At 42.7% G+C, this 19,145-nt stretch carries 20 protein-coding genes; 14 read left to right on the top strand and 6 right to left on the bottom strand.

Annotated features, from left to right (window positions below; translation table 11 throughout):
• The first annotated feature begins 61 nt into the window (after nucleotides 1-61).
• Nucleotides 62-1,149 (top strand): IS3 family transposase gene (locus tag QUF18_RS18520; protein WP_113946470.1). Its coding sequence is split into 2 segments (ribosomal slippage): nucleotides 62-323 and nucleotides 323-1,149, totalling 1,089 coding nucleotides; the frame shifts between segments, so codons are not numbered across the junction.
• A 120-nt stretch (nucleotides 1,150-1,269) separates the two neighbouring features.
• Here QUF18_RS18520 and QUF18_RS18515 read toward each other — a convergent pair.
• From QUF18_RS18515 to QUF18_RS18490, 6 genes are all read right to left on the bottom strand, one after another.
• Nucleotides 1,270-1,989, bottom strand: coding sequence for an invasion associated locus B family protein (locus QUF18_RS18515; protein WP_289388750.1), 720 nt, complete (start codon nucleotides 1,987-1,989; stop codon nucleotides 1,270-1,272).
• A 63-nt stretch (nucleotides 1,990-2,052) separates the two neighbouring features.
• On the bottom strand, nucleotides 2,053-3,660 hold the full coding sequence (locus QUF18_RS18510; protein ID WP_289388749.1) for a YadA-like family protein: 1,608 nt from the start codon (nucleotides 3,658-3,660) through the stop codon (nucleotides 2,053-2,055).
• 107 nt (nucleotides 3,661-3,767) lie between these two features.
• Entirely contained in the window at nucleotides 3,768-4,289 is a 522-nt protein-coding gene (locus QUF18_RS18505) for a hypothetical protein (RefSeq protein WP_213630896.1), read from the bottom strand.
• Nucleotides 4,290-4,312: 23 nt separating this feature from the next.
• The gene (locus QUF18_RS18500) at nucleotides 4,313-4,960 is read right to left on the bottom strand and encodes a thermonuclease family protein (RefSeq protein WP_289388748.1); all 648 of its coding nucleotides are present in this window, start codon (nucleotides 4,958-4,960) and stop codon (nucleotides 4,313-4,315) included.
• A 32-nt stretch (nucleotides 4,961-4,992) separates the two neighbouring features.
• Entirely contained in the window at nucleotides 4,993-5,529 is a 537-nt protein-coding gene (locus tag QUF18_RS18495; protein ID WP_213630898.1) for a thermonuclease family protein, read from the bottom strand.
• Nucleotides 5,526-6,134 (bottom strand): hypothetical protein, encoded by a 609-nt coding sequence (locus QUF18_RS18490; RefSeq protein WP_213630899.1) that lies wholly within the window; start codon nucleotides 6,132-6,134, stop codon nucleotides 5,526-5,528. The genes QUF18_RS18495 and QUF18_RS18490 overlap by 4 nt, the downstream gene beginning before the upstream one ends.
• 170 nt (nucleotides 6,135-6,304) lie before the next feature.
• On the opposite strand from QUF18_RS18490, the gene QUF18_RS18485 reads away from it, so the two are divergent.
• The 13 genes from QUF18_RS18485 to QUF18_RS18425 are packed head-to-tail and all read left to right on the top strand — an operon-like array spanning nucleotide 6,305 to nucleotide 19,127.
• Nucleotides 6,305-7,198 (top strand): lytic transglycosylase domain-containing protein, encoded by an 894-nt coding sequence (locus QUF18_RS18485; protein ID WP_289388747.1) that lies wholly within the window; start codon nucleotides 6,305-6,307, stop codon nucleotides 7,196-7,198.
• 8 nt (nucleotides 7,199-7,206) lie between these two features.
• Nucleotides 7,207-7,545 (top strand): TrbC/VirB2 family protein, encoded by a 339-nt coding sequence (locus QUF18_RS18480; protein ID WP_213630901.1) that lies wholly within the window; start codon nucleotides 7,207-7,209, stop codon nucleotides 7,543-7,545.
• On the top strand, nucleotides 7,542-7,841 hold the full coding sequence (locus QUF18_RS18475) for a VirB3 family type IV secretion system protein (RefSeq protein ID WP_213630902.1): 300 nt from the start codon (nucleotides 7,542-7,544) through the stop codon (nucleotides 7,839-7,841). Before QUF18_RS18480 ends, QUF18_RS18475 begins: the two co-directional genes overlap by 4 nt.
• A 2-nt stretch (nucleotides 7,842-7,843) precedes the next feature.
• On the top strand, nucleotides 7,844-10,252 hold the full coding sequence (locus QUF18_RS18470) for a VirB4 family type IV secretion/conjugal transfer ATPase (RefSeq protein ID WP_213656859.1): 2,409 nt from the start codon (nucleotides 7,844-7,846) through the stop codon (nucleotides 10,250-10,252).
• Entirely contained in the window at nucleotides 10,245-11,327 is a 1,083-nt protein-coding gene (locus QUF18_RS18465) for a lytic transglycosylase domain-containing protein (RefSeq protein ID WP_213600392.1), read from the top strand. Before QUF18_RS18470 ends, QUF18_RS18465 begins: the two co-directional genes overlap by 8 nt.
• 14 nt (nucleotides 11,328-11,341) lie before the next feature.
• The gene (locus QUF18_RS18460; RefSeq protein WP_213600411.1) at nucleotides 11,342-12,061 is read left to right on the top strand and encodes a type IV secretion system protein; all 720 of its coding nucleotides are present in this window, start codon (nucleotides 11,342-11,344) and stop codon (nucleotides 12,059-12,061) included.
• Nucleotides 12,061-12,285, top strand: coding sequence for a hypothetical protein (locus QUF18_RS18455; protein ID WP_213600393.1), 225 nt, complete (start codon nucleotides 12,061-12,063; stop codon nucleotides 12,283-12,285). Before QUF18_RS18460 ends, QUF18_RS18455 begins: the two co-directional genes overlap by 1 nt.
• On the top strand, nucleotides 12,275-13,291 hold the full coding sequence (locus QUF18_RS18450) for a TrbL/VirB6 family protein (protein ID WP_213630903.1): 1,017 nt from the start codon (nucleotides 12,275-12,277) through the stop codon (nucleotides 13,289-13,291). Before QUF18_RS18455 ends, QUF18_RS18450 begins: the two co-directional genes overlap by 11 nt.
• Before the next feature lie 17 nt (nucleotides 13,292-13,308).
• Nucleotides 13,309-14,013: a VirB8 family type IV secretion system protein gene (locus QUF18_RS18445; protein ID WP_213600395.1), complete on the top strand. Its 705-nt coding sequence runs from the start codon at nucleotides 13,309-13,311 to the stop codon at nucleotides 14,011-14,013.
• Nucleotides 14,014-14,820, top strand: a complete 807-nt coding sequence (virB9, locus tag QUF18_RS18440; RefSeq protein WP_213600396.1) for a P-type conjugative transfer protein VirB9 — start codon at nucleotides 14,014-14,016, stop codon at nucleotides 14,818-14,820.
• Nucleotides 14,820-16,043, top strand: coding sequence for a type IV secretion system protein VirB10 (virB10, locus tag QUF18_RS18435; protein WP_213600397.1), 1,224 nt, complete (start codon nucleotides 14,820-14,822; stop codon nucleotides 16,041-16,043). The genes virB9 and virB10 overlap by 1 nt, the downstream gene beginning before the upstream one ends.
• On the top strand, nucleotides 16,027-17,046 hold the full coding sequence (gene virB11 / locus QUF18_RS18430; RefSeq protein ID WP_213600398.1) for a P-type DNA transfer ATPase VirB11: 1,020 nt from the start codon (nucleotides 16,027-16,029) through the stop codon (nucleotides 17,044-17,046). Before virB10 ends, virB11 begins: the two co-directional genes overlap by 17 nt.
• Nucleotides 17,047-17,048: 2 nt before the next feature.
• On the top strand, nucleotides 17,049-19,127 hold the full coding sequence (locus tag QUF18_RS18425; RefSeq protein ID WP_289388744.1) for a type IV secretory system conjugative DNA transfer family protein: 2,079 nt from the start codon (nucleotides 17,049-17,051) through the stop codon (nucleotides 19,125-19,127).
• Nucleotides 19,128-19,145: the final 18 nt, after the last annotated feature.

The following is a 19,145-nucleotide window of genomic DNA, read 5'->3' as shown; positions in this document are numbered from 1 at the left end:
CCCTTTAATTAAAGGTGTTTGAAAGTGGAATTTTCTCTGTTTAATAAACGAGGAGATTTTTATGAAAACGACTAGATTTACCGATCCACAAATCCTTGCAATCTTACGCCAAGCTGAGGGTGGTGTGTCTGTTCCTGAGCTTTGCCGCGAACACGGCATGAGCAATTCAGCATTTTATAAATGGCGCTCGAAATATGGCGGCATGGATGCCTCGATGGTCAGCCAGATGAAATCTATCGAGGATGAAAACCGTCGGCTAAAGAGAATGTTTGCTGACCTGAGCATGCAAAATGACTTACTGAAAGAAGCTCTTGGAAAAAAGTAACGGGGCGCTCGGAGCGTCGAGATATGGCCGTGATAGCTGCGAAACGGCCTGATGTCAGTATTGCGTGTGCATGCCGAGCTTTTGAAGTAAGCGAGACCTGTTATCGCTATAGCCCTCTTCTTCGTCATGAGAATGAAGAAATTGCAGATCTTCTGATTGGACTAACGGCAGCTAAAAAGACATGGGGTTTTGGATTGTGCTTTCTTTATCTTCGTAATGTCAAAGGCTATGGCTGGAACCACAAGAGGGTTTATCGTATTTATTGTGAGTTGGAGCTGAACCTTCGAATTAAGCCCCGAAAACGCCTTAAAAGGGATAAACCTGATGCTCTGGTAGTTCCAACAAAACCTAATTTGGTCTGGTCGATGGATTTCATGGCAGATCAGTTGGCAGACGGCCGGTCATTCCGGCTATTGAATGTACTGGATGATTTTAACCGTGAAGGCTTAGGCATTGAGGTGGATTTCTCTTTGCCAACAGAACGGGTTATTCGAAGTTTGAACCAGATCATCGAATGGCGCGGCAAGCCAGAGACTATACGCGTTGATAATGGCCCGGAATATATCAGTGGTAAACTTCTGGGGTGGGCTGAAAAACACTCTATTACCATCTTGTATATTCAACCAGGACAGCCTCAGCAAAATGCCTATATTGAACGCTATAACCGGACTGTCAGGCACGAATGGCTAGACCAATATATCATTGAGACAATTGAAGAAGCGCAAGCCTTCGCGACAGATTGGTTATGGACTTACAACAATGAACGTCCCAATATGGGCATAGGCGGAATAACACCCGCGCAGAAACTGAAAATGGCAGCATAAATTCCACGCCAGAACCCCGTTAAAAATGGGGGTATTACCAGTTGACGAGCTTGATGAGTGGGACGAAAAGAATAAAGTGCAGTGCCGTGCATCCAAACGACTTGTCGAACACACGGGTGATCAGGCGTGATTATCACGGTCGGGCACGAACAACCGATCCCAATGCGCGGCACCATCATCTCCAAACTTCCAGAATAATACTGCAAAATCAGCAGGTTGGAAATCTCGTTGGCGTGGTGCATAACCATCCATTTTCATGGTTATCTTAATGGCTTTTTCTTCCTCGGACGGGTTAAAGCCAAGTGCAGTGTAGGAAAAACCTATACGCGACGATTGCGTAATTGCTGACTGAACAAATCCCTCAAATGGAAAGCCGCTAATGCAAAATGTTGGAGTACAACGAAATTCGTCTTTCTCAATTGTTTTTTCCAGACCTGAAAAAGATATTCTTAATCCATCATCAGTTTTTAAAAATGAAGGCAAAACAATAATTGCTACAGGTTTTTTTTCTTTATTTTGTGCAATTCTAAATTGGACGGTATAAACGTCCTCCCCTTTTTTTTGTTCAACTGCACATATGCGCAAATTTTTTGAAGGGCGAATTTGGCAAGACATATACCAGTCACCAAAGCCCCGTTTTAATTCTATTAAATCGCCCATATCTAGTTCTTCACCAGCTTCATAAACTGTTGCAGATTGAAGATATGATAAATCCAGTCCTTTATCGTTTTCTTTGAAGGCTGCTTCAATGCGATTTTCTACAGGTGTTTGTGCCTGTGCAAATGTTGCGACTGGCATTAAACAAAATGTAGATATGAATTTAATGAGCTTGTAGTTCATTGGCTCAACTCCATGTAACTGATAACGCAAAAGGTCGCTCTGCAGCGACCTTGATTAGTGCGTTCAATTCAAAGTCCAACTCGCACCAGCATTCCACGATGTATCGTTAGACTGGAATGAATGACCAACTGCTGCATTCAACCGAAAACGTCCGTTTTCAGTTGTGTAACCAACACCAGCTGCAATGGCTTGTGCATTTTTAAAGCCACCTAATCCACCTGCAATCGAAGCCTTGCCAGGACGATCATCATATCTCAAACCAGCAGCTGCCATTGCCGAGGCAATACCGCCGCGTGCTTCTTTCTGAACGTCAGAAACATGTCCAGCCAGAGCATCCAAACGATTATCTGTGTAATCACGTAATCCCTGAATGCCACGGTTAACTTGTCCAACTGTTGCAGCATCACTTGAGGCCACACCGTCAGACAAGTTTGAAATTTTCACAGTTTCAGCCGAGTTTCCACCTTGTAATGTAATGGTGTTTGAGCGTGATCCATTTTCATTTCTATCATAAGAAACACGGTCTTTAACCTGACCGTAGTTTGCAGCATCATTATCTGCAACTCCGTCTGCAAGATTGGTAATTGATACAGGTTTACCAGTTCCATCACCGATAAGAGCAACGGTATTTGTAGGATTGCCGTTTTCGTCAGCAACGTATTGAACACCAAGTTTATTCGTTGCGATAAGTGCATCGCCTACATTGTTGTAGGTTGCACCGCCTACTGTGTATGTAGGGGCGTTTACAGTTCCATCATCATTGATGGAAGCGCCACCACCTAAGCCAGCGAGCGCACCATTAAGCTGGTCAACATTCACAGCATCTTTGGTGTCGATACCAGCTGCTACATTGCCCAACTGAACATTATTGCCGGTTCCGTCATTAAGCGTAACACCACCGGTTTTATTACCATCTTGATCACGACTATAGAAAACTGCACCATCATTGATAGCTGCAATATCTTTGTCGTGACCATCTAAACGATTATCTTGCTCAATGTCTTTGTTGCGCAAATCGGTTATGTCTTTGTCATGACCATCTAAACGACCGTCATGCTCTTTATCCTTGTCACGTAGGTCAGATATATCCTTATCATGACCGTCTAGGCGACCGTCTTGCTCTTTATCTTTGTCACGCAGGTCAGATATATCCTTATCATGACCGTCTAGGCGACCGTCTTGCTCTTTATCTTTGTCACGCAGGTCAGATATATCTTTATCATGACCGTCGAGACGACCGTCCTGATCTTTATCTTTATTGGTAATATTTGTAATATTGTCAGTAATTTTATCTATTGATCGGTTTATATCATCAATTGAGCCAGAGCCGAGTGATGCTGAAACGTAGGGATTTGGATATGGCACTGTAGTTGGAGAGCCACCACCTCCAACCAATGAATTTAGAATTTCGTGAACTGGTCGAAGTCTGCCATTTCTATCAATTCCCATAGCAATATCGCCTTCGGCGCAAACTGCATTCACGGTATATGTTGTAGTCTCACCCTCCGGCCCTGTTCTACCTGTTTTTGAGTAAGACGCCCCACCATTATAGCCGTCTTTGACAGCGCAGCTTTTATCATTAGCATGTGCATTACTGCTCATTAAACTAATAATAATAAATGCAGTGCTACACATAAGTGTAGTGATTGTTACGCGTGAAAAGTGTTTCATGCAGTCGTTCCTTTAAATAAGACGAGTCAGATTGTTTTTATTTTAGGAATAGCGGCTGAATTGCTGGAACAATTCAGCCGCACATTTCGATAGATATTGAAGCGATTTTAAAATCTCAGGTTGAAGTAAAAACGCTGCTTTACCCCTTGTTCATTCGGTATGTCATAATAATATGGGTTCTCTTTCCTTTTACGCGATTGAGATATTATATATCCCCGAATGTATTGATCATCGCTTCCACCATATTCAGGCGTAACACTGGCTTCAGGATATTCATTCGGATTTGGGCGTTTATTTACAAATCGAACGCACAGTTCGCTCGTGTCATGCTTTTCACCGATGGTTTGCGCAGCAAAGCCTGAAGGACATGGCTCATATGGCTCATATGCTGGTTTTCCAGTATTGCTATCAGGGCATATCGGCCACGAAAAACCCGGTAATTTCATTGCAGCTATCAGCTTTGTCATTGGGGGTACGCAATATGGAACGCCTTGCCAAGAAGGTGCTGAACTCGCAGCACACATCAAGACCTGACAGCCCCATTCTACATTATCAGCACTGGCATTTTGGGCGCTAATACCAAGCAAACCGAATGCTGTAACGGCTGAGGCTATGGCAATTTTTTTCATTGGCTTCATCCCACTGTTGAACATTATCTATCGGTGCGTTTTGGTTTTTGCCGCGCATCCTGAAATGGCGGTGAAATTTCGCTTTTGCGATCTGCTAGAATGTTGAAATCTGCATAAGGCTGGCGCTCAAGGGATTTATCAATTGCTCTTTGCCGCCACTCGTTCATATCGAGAACATAAGTTTCCCACATGCCGTAGCGCTTGCTCATAGCGGCATCTTGATATGAAACATAAAGCTGAGGGGCGCTTATAGGCTCAACAACACGCGCCCAACCAACACGCAACATTTCGAGCGCAACGTCTTGTTTTCCTGCATAACAGTAAGCAGTTGTAACGGCTTGCTGATCATATCCAGCAATTCGACAAGACACTTGTTGCTTGCCAATTGTTCGCTTTAGCCATGCTTTCGCCAAAGCACCGCAAGGCACTGGTTGAGGGGCTTTAACAACGCTTCTGTTTGTCCATTTCGGATTTAAAGCCCATTGTGGAAGCTCGCACGCATCAATATGTGCCAGTCTAACCGTTGCATTTGAAGATGGAAAATAGAGTGTTCTTCCATCAAGGACATTTGCATATCCCTTAAATGTAAGGGGGGCAGGTGCTATATTCGGTGTAGGCTGATATGGAGCATTTTGATTGATTATATCAGCGGCATTAACTGCTGCTGTCATACTGCACAATGCCGCTATAGTCGGAACCAATCTCATTGATTACCCCGTTTTTGTTTTGCCATTTGGCTTAATAAAATAGATGGGTGTTGAACGTCTTTGAATTTCCAAAGACCTGCCTTGTCATTGCGAGCTTGTTGCTCTGCAACGGCATATTGCGGATGCACAGGTAAACCGTCTTGATTAAGGGCTGCAAAAGCGAAGCCCGATGTAATCATGACATTTGCAAGATCGAGCCTGTTTTTTCCAACCATTGCATAGCAAAATACGTAAGTTATATTCTGGCCTTGAGCTATGGGCGCACAAATAGGTTTTGTATCTTGAATATAGGCTGCGAACATAGCTAAGGAAGCATCGCCACAGTCTTGCCTAATGCCCGATTCAACGGTGTAAAATGTCCCACGCAAACAAGATTGAACGCCATAAAGACGAAACTTTTTGCCGTTTTCATCTATCCATGTGTCACCAGTTTCAAGCGTAATTCCGGCCTTTAAATCAAAATAACCTTCAGGCGCTGCAAGCGCGGGAGTTGTTATGATTGAAGCAAAAAGAAACGTGCGTAATAGTTTCATTGGGCAACCTCACGTTCATCAGCCCAAAAACCATAAGACCCGTCTTTGCCTATTTGTTCCGCGTCGGTAAGATCAGCTCTTTCTGCTTCACCATTCTTTTTACGATTAAGACGAACGGCTCCAATGGAGAGAAGCTGCTCTTCAAGCATGTCGACGGTATCGAGCGCATTCGGATAATTATAATATCCGAAGCAAGTTGCGTTCTGACTTGCTGCATTCTTTTCTGAAATGAATGCGCGGCAATATAAAACACTCGGCGCTTTAAGCATGATTTGCAGTTGCTCTTTAGCGTAGTCATTGCATGAGCCTGCAAAATCTTCTTTACGGTTCACGAAATCGCCTTTGCAGGGTTCAATTCCCCAAAGCTTCACTGAAGTTTTAGAATTGACCTGAATGCCAAGATCATCATTGGCCGAAAAACCGGCCTCACTGGCATAACCTTTTCTCTCTGCGACTTTGCCGTCCGCTCCATAATATTCAATGACAAGAACGGATTTTCCCGGCGCTGCAAGGCTACGAATGTAGGTTTTATCAATCTGCGGTGCTGCGGATGCAGAGCCTGCAAGAATGCAGGTTAATACAGCAAGTTTTGAAATTCCCCTCATTTTACCCTCACAGCTAAAATTAGCATCTATTCATGACTTGCCTTGTGCCAAATGAGGCAATACAAAGCAAGACTATACGACTAAAAAGGTCATATAGTGGGATCAACATTATCAAATTATATGCTATTAACAACGGCACGTAATAAAATTCTGTAGGGGTGGATGCAGTTATGATGCGCACAAAGGTTAAAATGTTATTAAGTTGCGCAGCATTGTGCACTGCATTTTATGCGCCCGCATGTTCGGCTCAAAGTATTGATATTGCTGCATTTAATGATAGATCAGGCACTAAAAACGCTGATAAATTCAAGGAAAGATGGGGGGCATCAACCTCCCATGAAGATAATAGCAATACCGGAATAATTTCTGCATATGCTCCAGAAGCGTTATCAACTACTTGGCAAAATTTACCTACTTTGGAACAACAGAAAAGTGGGCAAATACGTGGCAAAAATGAGACAGATATTGCTAAAAAAAGTCATGTAATCGAACAAAGAGAAATTAATAGCGCTACATCTGCTCAACAACAAAGCATATGCGGTGACTCTCCGTTTGACGCAGAAACAATCAGAAAAATGGTTGAAAGCGCTGCACAACGACATGATGTTGACGAAAAATTTGCTGCCGCAATAGCTTGGGCTGAAAGCCGATTTGACAGATCTCGCAACTCACCGAAAGGCGCTCGCGGGGCAATGCAGCTTATGCCTCCTACAGCAGCACAATACGGGGTGAAAGATATTTGCGATCCTCAAGACAATATTGAAGCAGGCGTTCGTCACCTTCGCTCACTTCTTGACGAGTTTGAAAACCCTTTGCTTGCGGCTGCTGCCTACAATGCTGGCTCCAGTCGAATTTATGAATATCAGGGCATCCCCCCATTCAAAGAGACTGTTGGCTATGTGGCCGAGGTCGTCAATTTTATGATCGACCGGCCAATGCCAGCAAAAAAATCCAGCTCACGCAAAGCAACCAATTCAGTTGCTGCGATTGATACCCCCAAAGATACCGGCGTTGTTCAAGTTCAAAAAACTGGAAACTTCGTTGGCGGCGTTATGCACTTTTAAAGGAGACTATGATGCTAAGTGCAAAAAACACTCTTTCACGCCTGACAAATTCTAAAAAATATTTGTCATTATCCGCAGCCTTAATTTCCTCGCTTGCGTTTACAGAAAACGCATATGCTCAGACGGCTGCATTCTCGCCAATCCATAAAGCAATTCAAGCCATTGTCGATTTTATTGTCGGACCTTTTGGCGTTTCTCTTGCTGTTTTGTTCATTATGGGTCTGGGCTTTATGGCTGCTGCCGGTCGCCTCTCTTGGTTCACAGCTGGCAGTGTGATTATTGGCATTGGTATTATTTTCGGTGCACCACAGATCGCCCCTGAACTTATCGGTGCAATTGGCAAATGAACCAGTTCGAGGATGAAAAACCCACAGTAATACCTCTGGTTATCGGTTTGACACGCTCCCCAACACTTTGGGGCGTGCCTTACATGGCCGTGGTTATGGTGATTGGCGTCTCAATCATTACTTGGCTCATTTCAAAATCGTTTTGGGCAATTTTAATGGCGCCTATCAGCTACGGAATTTTGTTTGCTCTGTGTGCTAGAGACGCCCGTTTTTTGGACGTTTTACAGGTCTGCACCTCCAAAACCCCACGAACAAGAAATCGCACTTTTTGGGGCGCTAACTCTTACAGGTCATAAAAATGCTCAAAGTTGTCAGAGAAGAATTAGGCTTAGGCAAGGTCGCTCACAATGAGCGGCCAATGTCGTACCATCTACCATATATGCGGCATGTTTCGGAGCAGGTTATTGCGCTCGAAGATGGTTCGCTTATGTGCGTTATAAAGCTGAATGGTCTTTTCTTTCAAACAGTAGACCAGTCGGAATTAAATCTTCGAAATGCGGTTCAAAACACAATTATTAAAGCTTTAGGGTCAAGCGAATTTTCGGTTTGGTCAACGCTAATTAGACGTGAAATTAAAGCGCAAGTTGATGGGGAATTTGAGGACGAATTTTCTGATCGTCTGAATAAAACATACACAAAACAACTGCGTAAAAAACGCATGTTTACAAATGAATTGTTTCTAACAATTTTAAAGTCAAACATGCGTGGCGCACTTGGTATTGCCGATTACGTAAGCAACATGCTTGCTGGTAAAGGCAAGCATAATTACGAAGCTCGTCAGGAAGATATTACCGAGTTAGAAGAGCTTTTAGGCAATTTAAAAGGCCAGTTCGAAAAGTATGGTGCTCAGCCACTTGGCATTACATATCGCAATGATGAACCATATTCAGAACCATGTGAATTTTTGAACCAAATATTAGATGGTGGGCGCTTCAGAAAAATGCGCCTTCCACGCATGGGTATTTCATCATACATCGGCTCCAGCCGGTTACATTTTGGCAAGCGCACTATGCAAATTCAAGGTGCTGCACCAAATGAAGGCCACTTCGGCGCGATGATCTCCATTAAGGAATACCCGCCATTTACAGCTCCGGGTATGCTCGACAATTTATTGCAAATTAATCATGAGTTTATCCTCACTCAATCATTTACATTATCTGACAAGCCGATTGCTCAAGAAAGAATTTCAAGGCTTCAGCGTCAAATTCAAGCTTCAGATGAAGCAGGAAGCTCTGTCGAAACAGATATTGATGAAGCACTTAACAGCCTGATCAACCAAGAAGCTGTATTTGGTACACATCATCTAAGCCTGTTATGTCTCTCAAAGTCATTGAACGAATTAAATAAAACAGTCTCTGATTTAGGTTCCTGCCTGACTGAGACAAATATTAATTGGATACGTGAAGATTTAAATTTAGAAGCTTCATTTTGGGCGCAAATGCCGGGAAACCATGCCTATATAGCGCGTAAATCTATGCTATCTAGCGCCAATTTTGCTGGTCTTTCCTCCCTTCACAATTTTGCATCTGGCCGGTCTGAAAACCTCCATTGGGGTACTCCAATTTCATTATTGGAAACCACGTCTCAGACACCATTTTTCTTTAATTTTCATCAAAGAGACGTGGGACATTTTACAATAACCGGACCAACTGGTTCTGGTAAAACTGTTGTTTTAAATTTCTTACTATCTCAAGCAAGACGAGTTTCACCTACTCCTCGCGCTGCATTCTTTGACAAAGATCGCGGTGCGGAAATTTTCATTCGTGCTATCGGTGGGAACTATGAAACACTCAATGCAGGTGAAAAAACTGGCTTCAACCCGTTACACTTAGATAACAACTCCAAGAATAGAGAGTTTTTATTCCGGTTACTAAAAGTCATGCTTTCATCAGGGACGCATGATTTTGCACAGGAAGATAAAGACACTCTAGAATACGCGCTCAACAATCTCATGTCATATCCACTTGAGCAGCGGAATCTGAATAACCTTCAGGAATTATTATCTGGTCGGACAAAAGCTAACGCTAACGATTTATCCGCAAGACTGCGGCCTTGGATCGACGGTGAAAAAGCTTGGGTATTTAATTCTCAAAGAGATGTTTTAGATTTTTCTACGACAACAGTTTTTGGCTTCGACATGACGAGTATCTTAGATATTCCAGAAGTAAGAACTCCTGTCCTTATGTACTTATTCCATCGCTTTGATGAAATGCTCAATGGCGATCCTGTCATGTTTTTTATGGATGAAGGCTGGAAGCTTCTCGAAGATGAGGAATTTTCTTCGTTCATTGTCGATAAAATGAAAACCATTCGTAAATTGAATGGTCTAGTTGGTTTTGGAACGCAGTCTGCCGCTGATATTACCAAAGCCAAAGCATCGCACACGATCATCGAACAATCAGCTTTGAATATTCATTTTCCTAATCCGCGAGCTGATGAAGAAAGCTACATAAAGCGCTTTGGGCTTTCGATCAAAGAATTTCAGTACATTAAAAATACAGCACCAGAAAGCCGCTCATTCTTGATTAAGCAGGGTAATGACTCCGTTATTGCCCGATTGGATCTCTCTAAGATGCCAGATTTAATCAAGGTGCTTTCAGCAAATAAAGCCACCCTAGACGAGTGCACAGCACTTAGAGAAAAGGTCGGGAACGATCCGAAGCATTGGCTACCAATTTTCTGTGATTGGGAGAATAACAATGATTAGATTGAAGGTGTTTTCGCCAATAATCATGGCTGCAATTTTTAGCTCTATGACAGCAAGTGCACAAGTTCCGGTTATTGATAATCGGAATTTGTCAGAAAAAAATAAACGCCAAGATTCAACAGAAAAAATTAAAAAAAATGACAATGTGCGCAGAGAGCGCACAACGTGTGTGGCCGGTGCTGTTTATCGACCTTCGCGGAAAGACGACCCACAAGCAGCCATTAACAACAATCCTGAAATTGCTGGCATGGCAAAACGGATTGCTTTGCAAGAAGGTCTTGATCCCGATTTATTTCTTGCGCTGATCTATCAAGAGAGCCGCTTCAATCCCTGTGCGCGTTCGCATGTTGGCGCTTATGGCCTTACTCAGTTGATGCCAGGAACTGCTAAAGATTTGGGCGTTGATCCCAAAAACATGGAAAGTAATTTGCGTGGTGGAGCACGCTATTTAAAACAGCAGCTGAAGCGCTATAACGGAGACGTTTCCAAGGCATTAGCCGCATATAATGCGGGACCTGGGAACGTCAATAAATATGGTGGCGTACCTCCATTTAAAGAAACTCGTGGTTACGTTCATAACATTACCCAAAAATGGCTTCCAAAAATAAATGGAAAATCCGTACCTATAAATTATGGCGGCGGTTCATTTGAGGGTGGGAACGCTTACACACAAGCAATTGATACAGCAAATTCATCCGAAAAAATTAGCACTTCGATTACTGAAAGTAGCGGCAATGTAGCCTCATGGCTCAACCAGCTCGGTGGAACATACACTGATACTATTCAAGATAGTTACGATCTTAATTCAGGCGCGAGAAACGCGAACATTGAAATGTTCAACCGCGCCTTGCTGGTTGGCTCTGCCTTCGCTGACTTAATAAATTCCAAAAATAAGCTTGGTGCCGCAGCATTGTCAGGAAGTTCAAATTCTCTAAAAATTAAAAAAGAGAAAGAACCTGACGAACAAACAAAAGATAAATGCGCCAATCTCGAAGGTTCAAAATGGAATGAAGAAAGTCAAAGCTGCATTTATCCACCTTCTGATCAAAACAAACTTATGCTCAAACCAGAATAGGAACTGCTGATATGATGAAAACAACTAGCCTCATTACGACAGCAATCATTCTCATGACTGGTACAGCTTATGCTGACGTGCCGGTTATTGATAATCGGAACTATACAATCGCTAAAAAAACGGCGGAAACAACTAAAGATATTTTGGATGTGAACGGCAAAATTCTGACAAAAGTTGAAGAAACTTTGTCTGCCATGACAGGCGACCGGAAGGACTCTTCTCAAGGTTTCCAGTCTCTCGCCGTTGGAAATGGCTTCTCAGTATCTTCAATGCCTTCATTTGACAGCCTTATGTCGAGTGGTGGCTTGGATTTAAGCGGCTTTGGTACTGACCTCGGCAAAACTGTTGAAACCTTCATGAAGGGGCTACAACTTGTCGAGAAATTATCTAGTGGCCTGAAGAACCAATCAGGTGATCAAGGCTATAAACAATTAATCTCCACCGTTGCTAGTGTTTCTGCTCTTGTTCAAGGAACACAATCAGCGGTTCAGTCACGTACCGAAAGCTTAAAATCTGCTGGTGAACAAATTGGTGAAGCCAAAGATATTAAAGGCTCAATTGACCAGAACACTCAATTGCAAGTTCAAACCGGCCTTACAATCAATGAATTGATTGGGGTCATGAATGGCGCTGTTCAATCCTTACAGGTCGAGAACCAGCAAAACCTGATTTCAATCACCAATTCATCACGCGCCTTAAAATGGAAAGCTCCTGAAATTGGGAGTGTGAAGTAATGAGCAAGCGTTATGGAACAATGGCCGTTCTAATTGTCTCTGCAACAATTCTTGCTGCATGTGGAACGGTAAAAGAGAAAACTTCACCATGTAAGCGACCAACTGAACTGATGGGCTTTTATCAAGAGCCAATGAATTGCGGTTCAATGGAACTAATCAATCAAAGTGAAGCTGCACTAGCTATCCAAGATTTGATTGGTGACGAGGTTCAATATGGAAAATGATTTCATTGGAAAGTTACTTGAAAACTTAGATGCTATTGGTGGTAATTTTACTTCCAATGCATTTATGGCATTTGAACGCGATATAATGCCGTTGATCAATATTCTCGTTATTCTATATGTCATTTTCTATGGAATACGGCTCTTGATGGGCGCTACATCTATTTCTGCGGCTGAGGTTTGTATTCATGTTGTAAAGGTTGTTGGCGTTGCTACGCTTGCTACAAACTGGAGCATGTTTAATGATCTTATATATTCATGGATCATCTCTGTTCCTGACGGCATCGGACAGCTAGTTTTAAACGCGGCTGGTGGCTCAACAACCAAAACAACAAATGGCCTCTCGGCTATTGTTCAGCAAGCCACAACAATCAATCATGCCTTTAACGATGCTGCCGGTTGGACTAAATTCGGACCAATTTTGTTCGGTATTTTTGTCCTAGCAATTTCATATTTTCTTGTTGGCGTGGCGTTGATGCTTCTTATGATTTCAAAGGTAGCTCTTTGGATTTTAATAGGAACTGCACCAATTTTTATCACCTGTTATCTGTTTAATGTCTCACGCAAACTAACTGACGGCTGGCTAACGCAGGTGATGGCATATTCGCTAATGCCGATATTCACATATGGAGCCTGTGCAATCATCATTGCTACAATGAGGACTGCAATCAAAGACCAAGATTATAGTGGAATTGCGCTTGATGAGCTGGCCAGTTTAGGTGCCATTTTCATCCTTGTTTGCTTAGCTGGCCTCTACATTCTTTTCACCATTCAAACCATGACCCAAGGTGTCGTTGGTACTGTGATGATTTCTGCAGGGGACTTCGCTTCAAGAGCGCGAAGAATGTCTTATGGCGCAGCCAGTTCGACCGTCTCAACTACGGCAAGAGGCATTCGCAAAGCATACAACAGATACTCTCGCGGCGGCGGCTCAAATGGTGGGTCTGTATCAAATGCCAGTCGTGAAGCACTGGCAAGGCAAGTGCAAAATCATAGCCGTCCAAGGTAAGAGCGGAAATTAAGAAAATGTCAAAAGTACAAGCTAAAACTGATGAAAATCTCCGCTCATACTATCAAAGCGGTGAGCAGTGGGAACAACAAATATACAAGAAAGCTGAGCGTTCTAAACGCTTAGCAATATTTGTTGCTGTCATTGCTTCTGTAGTCGCTATTTTAGCAATTATCACACTGATGATGCTTGTTCCGCTCAAAACATTTGAGCCTTACATCGTGGTAGTTGATAAAAACACCGGTTACACAGAAGTAAAATCTGGTCTGACTGTTGAAGATAATATTACCGACAAACAAGCAGTTACACAGGCTAATATTGTTCGTTATATTCGTGCGCGTGAAGGATATGATCCATACGCAATTGAAGAAAATGTTAGCTTGGCCGGTCTGCTGTCTACAGGTTCAGCTGCAAATGAATTGCAACGCATTTATAGCGTTTCAAACGCGCAAAACCCTGCGCGTGTTTACGGTAAGAATAAAAGACTTACCGCAAATATCAAATCTGTAACAATGCCTAACGATAACACTGCACTGGTCAGATTTTCACTTATTGAAAAATCGGACACAGACGCAATTGAGCGTCATTATATTTCAGTGGTTCGGTATCGGTATACAGACACGCCAGCGACGAATGAATGGCGCTTTGAAAATCCCCTTGGCTTTCAGGTTTACGATTATCGCCGTGAACAAGAAACCATCACAAATGGGGACGTAAAATAAATGAAGAAGCTCTTATTATTATGCTGCTTTCTGTCAGCATCTTCAGGACTGGCATTTGGGGCGCAAGCTCCAAAGCCGGGCAATTTAGATCCTCGCGTTACTACTGTCGTGTATCAGTCAAATAATGTGCTGAAGGTAAATGCTACACATGGCATTTCTACAGCGATTATTTTTGAGAATGATGAACGGCTTGAGACAATTGCCCTTGGCGATACAGAAAGCTGGCAGGTAACGCCAAATGAACGCAAAAACATTTTATTTGTGAAGCCGGTTGCTAACAATGTTCCAACAAACATGAACATTGTTACAAACAAACGCATGTATTTTATCGAGTTGATCGATAATAAGCCTAGTGCCGGCACAAAAGTTTTTGGAGTTCGATTTATCTATCCAGAAAATGCCGTAAACAACGCTATGCGAAAAGAGGCTGAGTATCGTGCGGCCAATCCAAATATTTCTAAGATCAACAAAGAGAATGTCAACATTGACTACTCTTTCACAGGGTCGACACTGATTAAACCAACTGTTGTATTTGATGATGGGAATAAAACATTCCTAAAATTCAAAGGCAAAACACCGGCAATTTTCACAGTAAACCCCGACTACTCTGAAACCCTCGTAAACTTCCGAAAAGAGGGTGAATACATCGTAGTTGATACAACAGCCACTCAATTTACATTGCGTGATGGTGCAAATTGGACATGCGTATTTAATCTACGCAAACCGGACTTTGCCGCCCCTGATCCTAACATTATGGCACCTAAGCAAGAAACCACATCAAGCAAGCGTAGGGGGAGCGGAAACTAATGTCTCAATCTCCAGAATTAGAAGCAATCAACCGTCATGATGATGCTGCCGTTGCGGATAAAAATGACAAAAGAAAACAGAATATTCTGAAAGCTGGTTTCCTCGGCGCCGCTGTTATCGCCATAATTTTTATTTTCTCTAATAGTGGGTCGAAAACCAAAACGGCTAAAAACCTTAATGAAGAATTTCATACAACTTCATTCAAACCACCTTCATTTGTAAGGGACGGTGAGCCTGCACCCGAACCACCGGCTGAAAATCAATTGGTGATTATTCCACCACCACCGGCAGAAGAACCACCAGCTGAAACTGTAGCTGAATTTGACGTTCCTCCACCTCCCCCACCTCAAGTGATTGAGCCTGTCAGTACGATTATAGAACCTGTTGCTGAAGAAGAAGAATTTCCGGCACGGTTCCGTTCACCAATGGTCGCATTCGATCAAACCAGTGGTTCTTTAGCCACGGGTGGTTTTGGTGGTGATAGTGATGGTGCCGGTTCTCCAACAGTAGCCGGAACTGACACTCATAGTCAGTTTTTGGCTACAGCATCAGCGGTAAACAATAAAGCCACGGTTGCGAGCAAGATTCATCGGATAGACGCAACAGTCACTGAAGGTACTTTAATTCCTGGCATCCTAGAAACTGCAATTGTCAGTGACCTTCCGGGTCAGATACGTGCGGTTACTGCTGCTGACGTTTATTCTATGGATGGGCGCAGAGTGCTTATTCCATCGGGAACACGCTTAATTGGTGAATATCAATCGTCAGTAATGACTGGTCAAACTCGTGTATTTGTCGTTTGGACACGCCTCATTCGTGATGATGGGGTAAATATCCGGCTCAATTCTTTTGGATCAGATGGTCTTGGCCGTGTAGGTTTAACCGGAAATGTTGATAAAAAATTCCGTGAGCGGTTTGGCTCTGCAATTTTGTTATCAATTGTCGGTGCAGGTGCAAGTTATGCCGCCGGTTATGGAGATCGCGCAACAGGTAGCACTAACTCTAAAAGTGGTGAAGAACTTGCTCGCGATACAATTGCCAGAACATTTTCAGAAATGGCAAATGAAGCTCTTCGCGACGGTTTACAAGTTAAGCCAACAATCACTGTCCACCAAGGCGCAAACATTCATGTTTTTGTTAGGCAGGATCTAGATTTTTCCGCTTTCTATGACGATCCAGTGACAGAAGAATTGAAGGAAATTCAACGTGAGCGCCGCAGATAATATTGCACATATCCCACAAGGAAACTTCGTTCTCAATGAAAGTCTGAAACCATTATTGCACCTACTTCAGAACGATAAAATTGTTGAGATTTCTGTGAATGAGCCTTGCCAAGTTTTTTTTGAGGAACTTGGCAAGCCTCATATGGAATACATTCATGTACCTGATTTAACGGCACAACAAATTACTCATATCGGCCAACGAGTAGCGACCGCAACTAAGCAAAGTATCAACGAACAAACGCCAATTCTCAGTGCATCAATTGATCATTTTAAGGCACGTATTCAGGTTGTACTTCCACCAGCTGCACCGGCAGGTGGTGCAATATCAATTCGTCGCCAAGTTTTGAATGATTTCTCACTAGAGCAATATAATGCGCTTGGTGCGTTTGAAGCGGTAACAATGGCTGGTGATGAAGAAAGCCAGATTAATCTTGAACTTGATGGTTTACTGAAAAGTGGAGATTATTATTCGTTCATCAAAACAGCTATATCCAATAGAAAAACCATCATGATTTCAGGTGGTACATCTTCAGGAAAGACAACATTTTTAAACGCATGTCTCAAAGCTGTTAATGAAAATGAGCGTGTAATTACCATTGAAGATACACGCGAATTAATGCCTCCACAAAAAAACACTGTTCATTTAGTGGCTTCAAAAGGCGGTCAAGGGACTTCAAATGCCTCTATTCAAGACCTTCTCGAAGCAACTCTTCGTATGCGTCCAGATCGTCTTTTTGTTGGTGAAATTCGCGGCTCCGAAGCCTTCACATTTCTTCAAGCAATTAATACGGGGCATCCGGGTTCTATGTCTACGGTTCACGCGAATAGCCCACAAATGGCCTATGAACGGCTTGCTTTGATGATGATGCAGTCTGGTCTTACAAGTGGTTATGCTAAAGCTGACCTAATGGCATATATTAAAATGGTCATACCTATTGTCGTTCAGGTGAAAAATATGAACGGAAAGCGTGGTGTCTCTGAAATAGCTTTCAACCGAGGGTAATTATGAGCAAGCCGCTTTCAATCATTTATATCATATTTTGCCTCTTTATAGCTTTCATCCTATGGATGCTGTTCTATGGAATAGGGCTTGCTATTTTCTTTAAAGACGGCCGAGTTTTAAAAGCTACAATTTCAGACAATTTTTTTGCCTCATTTAAGCAAGTTTGGTTCTACTATAGTCACGCGACCGTTCAGAAGGTGGCACTTGGTGCAATTGCACCAACAGCTATTTTAACTTCTTGGGTGTGCTGGTTGGGCTTACGAAAATCATCAAATCCCCTTGGTGATGCTGAATTTCAAACATTACCATCGCTCATAAAAAACAAGTGGTTTCAAAAGAAGGGACATTTATTTGGCCGTATGGATAAGAGACTTCTACGGCGTAATGACGATAGGCATCATTTAATAATGGGACCAACTCGCTCAGGTAAGGGCATTAGTTATGTCATTCCTAATGCACTTACGCATGAGGGTTCAATGATCGTAACCGATTTGAAGGGTGAGATTTTTGAGCGTACTGCTGGTTATCGTCGCAAGAACGGTAATTCTGTATATTTTTTTGCTCCCGGAAGTGAAAATACAAACCGCTGGAATCCAATAGACTTCATTCGTGAAAGTCGAGGCGACCGGACAACTGATATTCAGAATATGGCTAACATTTTAATTCCTGAATCTCAGGGGGAAAATGCAGTCTTTCAAGGTCTCGCACAGCAGCTACTCGCCGGAATTATTAGCTATATGCTTGATAGTCCGCACTACGAAAATCATCGCAACCTTGCTGAAGTAAATTCATTTATAAATTCAGGTCTCGATTTACAAAAACAAATTTCGCTTATTCTCAAGCAAGAGCCTTATTTGTCTAGATTCACCCAAGAGAGTTTCAATAGCTATCTTGGGCTAAGTGATCGTGTGGCCGCGTCTACATTGGTTGACATTCAAAACGCGATGCGTCCGTTTAAAAATGAGCGTATTGCTTCAGCGACAACTGTCACGGATATTGATCTTAAATCAATGAAGAGAAAGCCGGTGACGGTCTATCTCGCTCCTAAAATTAATGACGTTTCACTACTAAAGCCACTACTCACATTGTTTGTGCAACAGGTTTTAGATTTGCTGACATTGGACTTTGATGAAAAATCATTACAAGTTTATTTCTTACTCGATGAATTTCGCCAGCTTAAAAAAATGTCAGAAGTAATCAACAAGCTTCCTTACGTGGCTGGCTATAATATCAAAATGGCGTTTGTCATTCAGGATCTAAAAAATCTTGATGAAATTTATGGCGAAACGTCCCGCTATTCCCTCTTAGGAAACTGTGGCTATCAAATATGCCTAGCTGCCAATGATCAGGCTACAGCGGAATATTTTTCAAAATCACTCGGCCGGAAAACAATTCGCTATCAGTCTGAATCCAGAACAATTGAATTAATTGGCGTACCACGGAGAACAAAGGTTGAGCAAATCCGCGAGCGCGATTTGATGATGCCGCAAGAGGTTCGTCAAATGCCTGCTGATAGAATGATTTTATTGCCTCAAGGTGAGGCTCCAATTTTCGGGCAAAAAATCCAGTATTTCAAAGTCGCAGAGTTTAATAAGGCGGTCGAATATTCTCAAAGTCACATGCCGGTAATTTCAGCACTGGATTATTATGTACCACTTACGCCAATAGCAAAGCGACTTCTGGCCGAGCCAAAAGCTCCCGTCGAAGAAGAAAATACAATTCAGCCAGCGATTGAAGAAACACCAGCTCAATCTGAAGCACCTGAAGCCAAAGCTCCCCCTCCTCCGGTAGCAATCAATCAAATGGAAAACAGCAAACCGGATTCCGAAACTCAAATATCCATAATTCAGGATAATGACGACGAACAAAAATCTATTGTCGATCAGGACGAGATTGAAGATCAACGACTAAAAGAGTTTATGAAGTTGAGGAAAGCCAATATCAGCGCTATCCAAGACTTTAGCCAATTAGGCACAAAGCTGGCAAAGTCAGAAAAGTCTAAAAACCGGTCTGATGCTTTATTCGCTATGCTTGATGCAGTTAAGACCGAAGTTGCTGCTGGCGCTAATACAGCTTCATAAAAAAAGCCGCTTAAAGCG

This window comes from Pseudochrobactrum kiredjianiae (assembly GCF_030362795.1).
In the GTDB taxonomy this organism is placed as follows: domain Bacteria; phylum Pseudomonadota; class Alphaproteobacteria; order Rhizobiales; family Rhizobiaceae; genus Pseudochrobactrum; species Pseudochrobactrum kiredjianiae.
The sequence above is the reverse complement of the archived record's forward strand: the minus strand, read 5'-3'. Positions and strand labels throughout refer to the sequence as shown.